This window comes from Globicatella sp. HMSC072A10 (genome assembly GCF_001811625.1).
Lineage (GTDB): Bacteria > Bacillota > Bacilli > Lactobacillales > Aerococcaceae > Globicatella > Globicatella sanguinis.
Map to the genome: position 1 here is coordinate 1 of NZ_KV805632.1, position 11,434 is coordinate 11,434.

Below are 11,434 nucleotides of genomic sequence, written 5' to 3' on the forward strand. Positions count from 1 at the left end.
AGAACGATTATTGAGTCATCCTTTTATAACGACGCAAAGAACGTGGTATTAGTTGGGAATTCAGGTACAGGTAAAACGCATTTAGCGATAGCGATTAGCTATAGTGTCGCAATTAAACGTAATAGTGGTTGAGGTCACTCAAGCACTGCGCTACTAATTAACGAACAATAATTTTGACTAAATTTATCAAGTTTATGCCCAGCCTCAATTACCCTAATACAGGCGATGCAACTTAAAGGGCGCTGATGAACACATTTAACCCCTGCACATAAGTATTACGAGATTGGGAAAGACTTTAATGATTTTTCCCAGTCTTTTTTGTGTTTATGATGCGATTAACTAGTGGATAATAGGCACTGTGTTTTAACAAGCGCTACTCGTATTGTAGGTGATTACAACGGATGGATAGCTTATCCTATTAAGCATACCAAGGAAAAATTCGTACTCATTTACTCCTTCGTCATATCGCTAAGATATATTCTCCATAATGCACAAGGGTTTTCATGCGAAAAATGGTACTAAATTTGTTACAATAGAAATTGTGAAATAAGCGTTTACTAAGGAGGAATAAAATGGAACAAACTAAAAAATGGTGGCAAGGGGTTGTCATCTATCAAGTCTATCCAAGAAGTTTTTATGATACCGATGGTGATGGCATTGGTGATATTAATGGTATCACTGAAAAATTAGATTATTTAAACGAATTAGAGATTGGTGCGATTTGGTTATCACCAGTTTATCAATCACCTAATGATGATAATGGTTATGATATTTCGGATTATGAAGCGATTATGGAAGAATTCGGTACGATGGAAGATATGGATCGTTTAATTGCAGAAGCGAATCAACGTGATATTAAGATTGTGATGGACTTAGTAGTCAACCATACTTCAGATGAACATCGTTGGTTTATCGAAGCGAAAAAAGGTAAAGACAATCCCTACCGTGATTATTATGTTTGGGCGGATCCAAATGAAGATGGTAGTGCACCGAATGATTTACGCTCAAACTTTTCTGGCTCTGCTTGGCAATTTGATGAGGCGAGTGGTCAATATTACTTACATTTATTCAGTAAGAAACAACCGGATTTAAACTGGGAAAATGAAAAAATGCGTCAAGAAGTTTATGACATGATGAATTTCTGGATTGATAAAGGCATTGGTGGTTTCCGTATGGACGTGATTGATTTAATCGGGAAATTACCAATGGAAGGTTTAACGGTTGATGGACCAAACTTACATCCTTATTTACAAGAAATGAACCAAGTAACGTTTGGAAAACATGATTTATTAACGGTAGGAGAGACATGGAGTGCGACTCCTGAAACAGCCAAATTATATTCCGGTGCTGACCGTAATGAATTATCAATGGTCTTTCAATTTGAACATATTTTATTAGATCAACAAGACGGTAAAGAGAAATGGGATTTAGCACCCTTACAAATTAATGATTTGAAACGCGTCTTTGAAAAATGGCAAGTTGAATTAAAAGACGAAGGTTGGAATTCATTATTTTGGGAAAACCATGACTTACCGCGCGTGATTTCACGTTGGGGTAATGATGCTGAATATCGTGAGCGCAGTGCTAAATTATTTGCGATTCTCTTACATATGTTGAAAGGCACACCGTATATTTATCAAGGTGAAGAAATTGGCATGATTAATACGCCTATTAGCGATATTAGTGAAGCTGATGATATTGAATCCGTGAACTTATATCATGAACGAATTGCAGCAGGTTATGATAAGGAAGACATTTTAACGTCGATTAATACGAAAGGACGTGACAATGCTCGTCGTCCAGTTGCTTGGACCTCAGCGGACAATGGAGGCTTCACTACCGGCACACCTTGGTTAGCATTAAATCCTAACTATACTGAAATTAACGTAGAAGATACCTTAAAAGATAAAAACTCAATCTTCTATACTTATCAAAAATTAATCCAATTACGTAAAGACAATCCAATCGTCGTTTGGGGCGACTTTAAATTATTGGACACAGCGGATGATGTCTTCAGTTATTACCGTGAGTATGAAGGCAAAAAATGGTTAGTGGTAGCGAATATGAGTAATGAAGAGAACTCATTTAGTACCAACGACACTATTAAAGAAGTGATTATCCAAAATATGGAGCATGACTATACAAGTCTACAAGACCTAACCTTAGCTCCATGGGAAGCTTTTGTAGTGGAGATTGCATAATAATTGAATCGATACTAAATAACAGCCACCAGTTGGTCTCGAAAGAGAATGAACTGGGGCTGCTTTTTTAGTTATAAAAAAAGTTATGGCGGTGGGAGGGGAAGTTGAATACTAATATATTGCTTGGGATTTTTGAAACTAATAGCGAACACAGAATAGAACAGTGTTAAAATTAATGATCCATATTTGAAAAAAATTTTGAATATTTAAGAAAATTGTAATAAAAACTAAAAGCAATCTAAAAACGCTATTGATCCATAATGAAAAATGTGATCTAATTGAAGTTAAAGAATATGTTGAAGGGGTTAATACAATGGAGGAAAACTTATTTCAGTTTTCGAAGATTGATCATTTAGAAAATTTTATGTTTGATCAATCTTTAGAGGAATTTCGAAGTACTGTTGTGCAAGATGGTGGTATTTCAGAAAGAACGATTCGAGAAATTATTCAAAATTCGATGGATGCTAAAAATGACCAAATTAACGAACCGGTGATTGTTAACTTATCAATTTCAAAAGTCGCTAAAAAAGATCTTCCAGGAATAGATGAACTTTTTTCTAGAATAAAAGAATTAAAGCCAGGTAATTCTTATTCAAAAGAAACAGTAGATCACATGAAGTTACAGGAGTATCTTAAGGAAGTATTGGTTTTGACTGCCTCTGATTCCAATACCAAAGGTTTAAGTGGTGTTGACACCATTGACGGAGGCACTTACGCCATATATGCCTATAACAAAGGAGTACATGGAAAAGTTGAAAATACTCAACTAGAAGATACTCGAGGAGGTTCTCATGGAGTAGGGAAAATAGCTAACAATGCAGCTTCAGATATACACCTCATGTATTTTGCGAATACTGATGAAAAAGGTAACAAAAATATCGGAGGATCTATACAATTATTTGATCATCATTATAAAGGGGCAAATTATAGAGGCACTGGTTACTATGCCAAAATGGATCATCAAAGTAGATTTGTCCCTTATATTAATGAAGAGAGTATTGATATCTTTAAGAAACCGGATAGAGGGTTAAAAATAATTATTCCTTATCTTCGGGAAGATATTAACAATGAAGAAGATATTATTAAATCAGTATGTAATAACTTTTTTATTGCCTTATTAGAAAAAAGATTAGTTGTTTATCTCGAAATGAACAACAAATTAATCATAATTAATAATGAAACCCTCGAAGATTTGATTGCTAAGTATTATGAACAAGATGTTGCACAAATGAAAAAAGAATTTTTACCACTTTATTATCGCACCTATACTACAGTCGAACCTGAAATATTAGAGTTGACTAATAGTAATAATCAAAAAGAACCCTTTTCTTTTAAGCTTTACTTTTTTGATGAGGATGAAAATATTCCAACTGGAAGAGTGGCAATTGTGAGAAGCATGGGAATGAAGATTGAGGACAGAAAAATCCCTAATAATGTCAGACAGCCATTTAATGCTGTATTAATAGGGGGACCGAAAGAAGATAGATATTTAAAGACATTAGAAAATCAATCTCACACAGCTCTTTCTGCAGATGCTATTCGAAATATTGATGAAAGTAAAAAAGCAAAAAAATTCCTTAGAAATCTAGACAATTCGATTAAAAAAATTATTGAAGAGCGAATTAAAGAAAAGTATCAGACAGATGGTTTAGTCGATACTTCTGATTTAATAACTGATTTTCAGTGGGAATTTAATGATATAGTACAAAAGAAAAAAGGGAAAGTTCAACTAGCAGATGGAAAAAATTTATCAATTGATAATAAAATCGAAGAAAGAAAAGGTAAAAATGCAAATGGAAGTGGAAAACCAGATAAAAATGAAGGTAAACCAAGAAAACCAAGAAGACCAAGGAAAACACAACCTAAAAAGGAAAGAGAAAGTGAAATTGTTGAATATTTAATACCTTCTGATGTCGTAGATAGAATCTATATTGGAGAAAAGGAAATGGTTGAATTTAATTTTAATGAGCTTGAGGAAGGAAGAAAATGGAACAAGATAAATTTAGCGATAAAATTAATCACCGGGGATGGCGAAGAAATCGATAATGGCATAAAAATGAATGAATTTTACTATAATGTCAAAGAACTATTGACTAATACTGATAACTTGACAATTAGTGAAAATAAAATTGAGAACATCCCTGTTACGAATGGAAAATTAAGATTACTGTTAAATACAAGAAAGAATTTTAACGCAAAACTTAAATATATTTATAAAGTGGAGTTAATATCATGATATATTCTAAAGATGCTTCCTTTGCTTACCCTTTATTTGCAAATAACAACCATAGTTACAAAGACAATGGTTTTTTATTCAAATCCAAGAAGTAGTGGATTCTCAGGATTCTTATATTATTAAATATAATTTAACAATAGAATCTGAATTTATTAGTCATTTAATTCGAGAACATAAGGCTCAGTTAATATTGATTATAAAATCTAAAGACAACTCAATTTAGATGATACACAATTAGTTATTCCAAAATCAAGAATTAGTTTTTCTGAAAAAACAAATCTGCAAGTACATATTCAAGCATTACAGGATATATATTTTTATAATTGTAATGAATTGAATGATTTCTATCAGATGTTCAAAAACCAAATAATCATTCCAAAAAATAATTTAATAGGTTATTCAAATGTTTCGACCATTCGAAATACCGGAAAAAATCAAATTCAGTTATTTAAATTTGCTACTGATGAGACCTCAAAGTCTGATTTTAAAGTTGATTTTGATGAAGATTCAATTATTCTAATTTTTAAAAATGATGATTATAGACTAGAGGGAATGGTAAATAATATTAATATCATGAATGTATATTTTTATCAAGGCTTATATAGAGCGATATTTAGATTTATACAGCAAAATATAGGAATTACCGGTAATATTGAAGAAGAGAGTTTGTTTTTGAGTGATGTTGAATCTTACGAACTGGATAACTTAAACTCAGTTCTATATGATCTGTTTGAAACAAAAGGTGTTGAAGAACTAAGTTACGATACGATTGATGACATCATCCAAGCAATCTCGCCAGAAATTTTAGACAGATTCAATACAACAATTAAGAGGTTAAAGGAAAATGGAAATTAAGTTATTAAATAAAGGCTATAAAAAAAACGAACAAATTTACCATGATTTCATTAATAATCAAATTGATTTTGATGCTTCATATTTTTCAAATAAAGTAATAGAACTGCCTGAAGCACCTGATTTTCCAATCTATATGAATGTGCATAACCCACAGGAAAAAGTTTAAAGAAGCAATATTTATTTTAAAAGATTACTATATCCAAATAAATCGTGATATTCATTTCGATGGTCTTTTTTGGCATTCATTGTTATTAACCAAAAGGGATTATATTATGAATGAATATGGTGACCAAATCGATTCATATAAAAGCTTTAAAAATATTGTATTTAAAAAATTTGATTGGGAAAATTATATTTATAAATCAGTGCTGATTGCAGAATACGCATTTGATTATTTAGATGAACATGAAGGTGATGTAGAAGAATATATTGAGCTATTTGTAAATAATTTGGATTTATTTATCTATATTATTAAGTATGAGTTATTTAGAAATAGAGAATTCATCGTTAAATTTTTTGTTGCATCTGAAGAACTAGGAATTATGAATCTGTTGAAGAAAAAGGTTCCAGGCAGACCCGATTTAGGTAAGGATGAAAGATATGGAAGATTGGTTTTTAAAGAATTAAATAATATATATCCAGTTGTCATGGTTCCTTTGCTCCCGATAGAATCGTTAAAAACAGAAATAATGAATGCACTATCACTCTATGTGGATATGAATGAATATTTTTTAGCTAATAAGAATTAAGATATCTATGCTATAATTTAAGAAATATAACAGTTAATATCTTCTAGGAGGTATTCTATGTCACTTTCAATCATTCATCAAGACATCTCTCAATTATCAGTTGATGCCATTGTTAATGCAGCCAATACCGAACTCTTGGCTGGCGGTGGAGTCTGTGGTGCAATCTTTAAAGGGGCAGGGTATGATGCGATGACAGAAGCTTGTCGTCCTTTAGCACCGATTAAAACAGGTGAGGCTGTGATGACACCGGGCTTCAATTTATCGGCTAAGCACGTGATTCATGCAGTTGGCCCTATTTATAGCCAGTATACACCAGAGGAAGCAAAGCGTTTATTAGCTCAAACCTATACAGCTTCATTACAAGTGGCGGTTGATCATCAACTAAATTCAATTGCTTTTCCGTTAATTTCGAGTGGGATTTATGGTTATCCAAAAGAAGCAGCTTACCAAGTCGCAGTCGAGATTATTGAAGCTTTCTTAGCCGAGCATGAATTAGATGTTTATTTAGTTTTGTTTCCATAGCATTAACGCACCTCTTTTATGAGGTGTTTTTTTATTTAATAACTTAATTAGTATACATAACCTAATGAGTAAAAGTATTTTTAGTATAGGTTAAATAACAATATTTAGATGTTTCGAATGTCAATATTGATTGAGTATTTTAAAATGTTGTACATACAAATTTTTAAAAAACAGAAAGAAGTGTTGACAAATACCAAATAAAGTTTATAATTATATTGTAAGCGCATACCTATGAAAGAATATATTCTTCTATAAATGTTTATGTTGAAGAAGACGGCTCAATTTTTTAATGTCAGTTTTATTGTACTATTCAACAATAATTAAAATTAGAGGTGTAAAAAATGAAATTAAGTAAATTTATCAAAAAAGCAGGATTGATGATTACGGGTCTTGCATTAGTTTCTAGTTTAGCAGCGTGTAGTCCAACCTCACGTGGAGGAGAAAACGTTACAGGTTCTCTTAAGGAAGGTGATTTGATTGGTATTTCAATGCCAACAAAAGCTGACCAACGATGGAATGTTGATGGTGGAAATTTGGTTAAAGAATTAGAAGCAGCTGGTTTTAAAACTCAACTAGCATATGCAAATAATTCACCTTCTCAACAATCAACTGATATTAACAATTTAGTTTCTTCAGGTGCAAAAGCTGTAATTGTAGCTTCAGTAGACGGTACTGCAGTAGGACCAGCTGTTCAACAAGCTAAAGATGGAGGAGCAACTGTAATTGCATATGACCGTCTTATTATGAATACAGAAGCTGTAGATTATTATGTAACATTTGATCTTGAACGTACGGGTATTTTAGAAGCTCAAACAATTATCGAAAAACTTGATTTAGAAAATGGTGGAGGAAAAGATACGCCATATAATATAGCATTATTTGCAGGATCTGATGATGATAACAATGCACCTTATTTCTTTAAAGGAGCATGGGATTTACTTCAACCATACTTTGAATCAGGTCAACTTGTTGATCCATCAGGAATTGTTACAAAAGATTTTAAAGTAGAAGATTGGAAAAAAATCTCTGTTCATGCATGGGATCAAACTCAAGCACAAAAACAAATGGATGCGATTATGACGAAGCTAGGAGATCAACCTCTAGCAGCAGTTCTTTCACCGTATGATGCTATTTCACTTGGTGTTATGAAATCCATCAAAAATGCGCGTCCAGATATGTCTCCTTCGATTCCTTTTGATGCAACAAATCCTACAAACAAATCAGCATGGCCAGTGATTACAGGACAAGATGGTATGGATATTGCTATTACAAATATTTACTACGGCGCTCAAGCCCAAACGGTATATAAAAATGTATCATTACTTGCTGAGCAAACAACAAATATAATTAAAGAAATTTCAGAAGGAAAAACTCCTACTTCAGATAAGGAATCAATGAATAATGGTAAAAAAGATGTTCCAACTTGGTTAATGCAATCTGATGAATTGGTTAAAGATCCAACTGGAGACCAAAAAGGACTAGATTATGTTGTCGAAACTGGTTTTATAACAGAGGAACAATATCAAAAGAATATTAAGGCTCCGATTATTGAATAAAAATGTTTTTAGGGCTAGTTTGTATATTTTCATTGCATTCTGGCCCCTAATCTTATAATTCTGTTAAAGTTATAAGTTAGATTGACTTATAGTAAAGTAGGTGTATAAATAATGAATAAAAATGAAAATATTCAAGAATCTAATTATATTTTACAAATGCAAAATATTACCAAAACATTTGGTCCTGTTAAAGCACTTTCTGATGTAAATTTAAATATTAAACGTGGTGAAATTCATGGTATTTGTGGTGAAAATGGTGCAGGTAAATCCACTTTGATGAACGTACTGTCTGGAGTTTATCCACATGGAACGTATTCTGGAAATATCATATACGAAGGAAAAGAATGTACATTTAAAAATATAACAGATTCAGAAGAGTTAGGGATTGTAGTTATTCAACAAGAGCTAGCATTAAGTCCTTATTTATCAATTGCTGAAAATATTTTCATGGGAAATGAGAAACAACATAATGGCATTGTTGATTGGATGCGTACACGATCAGATGCAATAAAAGTGATGGGAAGAGTTGGCTTAATGGAGAGTCCAGAGACCAAAATTATGGATATTGGAGTAGGTAAGCAACAGTTGGTTGAAATTGCAAAGGCATTATCCAAAAACGTTAAATTATTAGTATTAGATGAACCAACCGCTGCTCTTAACGATGAAGACTCTGCTCATTTATTGGATATTCTTAGAGATTTACGTGACAATCATGATGTGACTTCTGTTATTATCTCTCATAAACTAAATGAAATTAAAGAAATAACTGATAATGTTACAATTATCCGTGATGGTTCGACGGTTGGTTATATGCCTAATACAGAAACTGAACCACTAAATCAAGATCGTTTAATTGCTGCAATGGTTGGCCGCGAATTAACCAATTTATATCCTGACCATATTTCAAATCTAGGAGAAGAAATTTTTAGGGTTGAAAACTGGACAGTTCATCATCCTTTAGATAAACAACGTATTATTGTTGATGATGTAAGTATCAAGGTTAGCTCAGGAGAGATTGTTGGAATTGCTGGTCTTATGGGGGCTGGCCGTACTGAATTAGCAATGAGCATTTTTGGTAAGACATATGGTTCTAATATTTCAGGTAAAGTATTTATTCATGGTAAGGAAACTGATACTTCCACAGTTGAAAAAGCGATTGCTGCTGGATTGGCCTATGCTACTGAGGATCGTAAAGGATATGGTCTCAATTTATTACAAAATATTCGAGAAAATGCTATTCTTGCTTCTCTAAAAGAACATTCTAAAAATGGTGTTATGGATTTTAATATTGAACGTGTTGTGGCTGAACGTTTTAGAAAAGAATTCCGTATAAAAACACCATCTATTGAAGAAAAAGTATCAAATTTATCAGGTGGTAATCAGCAAAAAGTAGTATTATCTAAATGGGTTATTTCTAATCCAGAGATTCTTATTTTGGATGAACCAACACGTGGAATTGATGTTGGTGCAAAGTATGAAATTTATGAAATTATTAACAAATTAGCAGATGAAGGAAAAGGAATTATTGTCATCTCATCTGAATTACCTGAATTAATTGGTATTTGTGATCGAATCTATACAGTTAGTCAAGGTGTTGTTACGGATGATGTACCAAAAGAGAAATTTACTCAAGAATATCTCATGAAAGGTATGACTAAAGAAAAACTAAAGGTGGATGCATAAAATGAGAACTAAAACAAACTCAGCTGTTGAATCAGCAAATGGACATAAAAAAGGATTTTTAGAGGCTCTATTAACAAATAGCCGTCAATATGGTATTGTGGGAGCATTAATAGTTATTATAGTAGTTTTTCAAGTGTTAACAGGTGGATTATTGCTACATCCAAATACTGTAGTACAACTAGTTCAACAAAATGCTTATGTTGTAATTTTAGCAATTGGTATGGTAATGGTAATAATAGCAACTCATATCGATTTATCTGTAGGTTCTTTAGTAGGTTTTATCGGTGGTTGTGTCGCATTATTGATGCAAGACATGCATGTAAATTGGTTTGTATCGATACTAATTGGTATTTTAATCGGTTTATTAATAGGTGTTTGGCAAGGATTTTGGGTAGCTTATGTGGGTATTCCAGGTTTTATTACGACTTTAGCAGGTATGTTGGTGTTCCGTGGATTGGCAACTACTATGATTAATGCATCAATTCCAGTGAATGATTCATCTTTTAATGCTATTGCAGCAAATTATTTGCCGAATATTTTTGGTTTTTGGGGACCGTTTGATGGTTTAACTATAGTCGTGGGAATTTTATTAATCCTATTTTATGCCTATAAGCAATTTAGAAATCGTAAAAAAGCATTTTTAGTTGGATTAGACGTAGAACCTTTATCTGCAACCTACACCAAAATTGGAATAACTGCTGTTATTATCGGGGCTTTAACTTATTTATTTGCTTCCTCAGGTAATGCTGTACAAGGTGGTATTCCTATCATGTTAGTTATTGTTGGAGTATTAGTAGTATTGTATAACTTTATTTTAAATAATACCGTTTTTGGACGTCATGTTTATGCAGTTGGTGGAAATCGTCGTGCAGCGATGTTATCAGGGATTAATACAAAGAAAGTCGATTTTCTATTGTATGTACATATGGGATTCTTATCATCAATCGCAGCTGTTGCGATGCTTTCACGTTTAAGTTCTGCTTCTGCTGCAACCGGTAACTCATTTGAAATGGATGCTATCGCAGCCTGTTTCGTAGGAGGTACTGCGGTAACAGGAGGTGTGGGGACTGTTCCAGGGGTAGTAATAGGTGCAGCTGTAATTGGTGTTATTAACCAAGGTTTGTCAATTATGGGGGTAGACTCTGCATTAATTCAAACAATTAAAGGATTGGTTCTTTTACTTGCTGTTGCAATAGATATTTATACCAAAAAGACAAAAAGCTAATCTTTTTTTACAACAAAAGGAGTGGATAAGAAATGGGAAAAGAATTAAATGAAACATCTAAAAGTCGTCTGTATGGATTGACAGCAATATTTTGTTCATTATGGCTAATACAAAGTATTTATGATACTATCCAAGCTCAACAGAAGGTATTTACATGGTTAAATATAATTTTTTATCTATCTCTTTTTTTAGTGATTGTTTATAATGCTTACTCTGCCTATGAAATAAAAAAGACTTTTAAAAAAGAAAAATAGAAGTTATCAGTTGTTAAATAGATTATTATAAATAGTATGCTAATCGTTGTCATCAATTTACTTTTTACGTTAATTGGTGATAACGATGTTTTTATTCTTGAAAAGTTTATTTAAATTGGATAATTCCCTTAAAGTTTTCGTCTAATGTAACCA

11 protein-coding genes are annotated in these 11,434 nt (G+C 32.4%); all 11 read left to right on the top strand.

Going from position 1 to position 11,434, the window contains the following annotated elements:
* Window positions 1–9 precede the first annotated feature (9 nt).
* The 11 genes from HMPREF2811_RS11885 to HMPREF2811_RS01390 all read left to right on the top strand — a co-directional run bounded on the left by HMPREF2811_RS11885 (window position 10) and on the right by HMPREF2811_RS01390 (window position 11,281).
* Entirely contained in the window at window positions 10–132 is a 123-nt protein-coding gene (locus HMPREF2811_RS11885; protein WP_371441395.1) for an ATP-binding protein, read from the top strand.
* Between the two features lie 440 nt (window positions 133–572).
* Window positions 573–2,201, top strand: a complete 1,629-nt coding sequence (locus HMPREF2811_RS01350; protein WP_071407773.1) for a glycoside hydrolase family 13 protein — start codon at window positions 573–575, stop codon at window positions 2,199–2,201.
* A gap of 313 nt (window positions 2,202–2,514) precedes the next feature.
* A complete protein-coding gene (locus tag HMPREF2811_RS01355) occupies window positions 2,515–4,437 on the top strand; it encodes a hypothetical protein (RefSeq protein WP_071407774.1) in 1,923 nt (640 codons plus the stop codon).
* Window positions 4,438–4,788: 351 nt separating this feature from the next.
* Window positions 4,789–5,292 carry a hypothetical protein gene (locus HMPREF2811_RS01360; protein ID WP_071407775.1) on the top strand — a complete coding sequence of 168 codons (504 nt, stop codon included), beginning with the start codon at window positions 4,789–4,791 and terminating at the stop codon, window positions 5,290–5,292.
* Window positions 5,282–5,458, top strand: coding sequence for a hypothetical protein (locus HMPREF2811_RS11320; RefSeq protein ID WP_168164926.1), 177 nt, complete (start codon window positions 5,282–5,284; stop codon window positions 5,456–5,458). The genes HMPREF2811_RS01360 and HMPREF2811_RS11320 overlap by 11 nt, the downstream gene beginning before the upstream one ends.
* A gap of 106 nt (window positions 5,459–5,564) precedes the next feature.
* Window positions 5,565–6,041: a hypothetical protein gene (locus HMPREF2811_RS10965; RefSeq protein ID WP_084801820.1), complete on the top strand. Its 477-nt coding sequence runs from the start codon at window positions 5,565–5,567 to the stop codon at window positions 6,039–6,041.
* A gap of 57 nt (window positions 6,042–6,098) precedes the next feature.
* On the top strand, window positions 6,099–6,563 hold the full coding sequence (locus HMPREF2811_RS01370; protein ID WP_071407776.1) for a macro domain-containing protein: 465 nt from the start codon (window positions 6,099–6,101) through the stop codon (window positions 6,561–6,563).
* Between the two features lie 341 nt (window positions 6,564–6,904).
* Window positions 6,905–8,119: a substrate-binding domain-containing protein gene (locus HMPREF2811_RS01375; protein ID WP_071407777.1), complete on the top strand. Its 1,215-nt coding sequence runs from the start codon at window positions 6,905–6,907 to the stop codon at window positions 8,117–8,119.
* A 111-nt stretch (window positions 8,120–8,230) separates the two neighbouring features.
* Entirely contained in the window at window positions 8,231–9,802 is a 1,572-nt protein-coding gene (locus HMPREF2811_RS01380) for an ATP-binding cassette domain-containing protein (protein WP_210386530.1), read from the top strand.
* 1 nt (window position 9,803) lies between these two features.
* Window positions 9,804–11,027, top strand: coding sequence for a multiple monosaccharide ABC transporter permease (gene mmsB / locus HMPREF2811_RS01385; protein WP_071407778.1), 1,224 nt, complete (start codon window positions 9,804–9,806; stop codon window positions 11,025–11,027).
* Between the two features lie 32 nt (window positions 11,028–11,059).
* Window positions 11,060–11,281 (top strand): hypothetical protein, encoded by a 222-nt coding sequence (locus HMPREF2811_RS01390; RefSeq protein ID WP_071407779.1) that lies wholly within the window; start codon window positions 11,060–11,062, stop codon window positions 11,279–11,281.
* The last annotated feature ends 153 nt before the right edge of the window (window positions 11,282–11,434 follow it).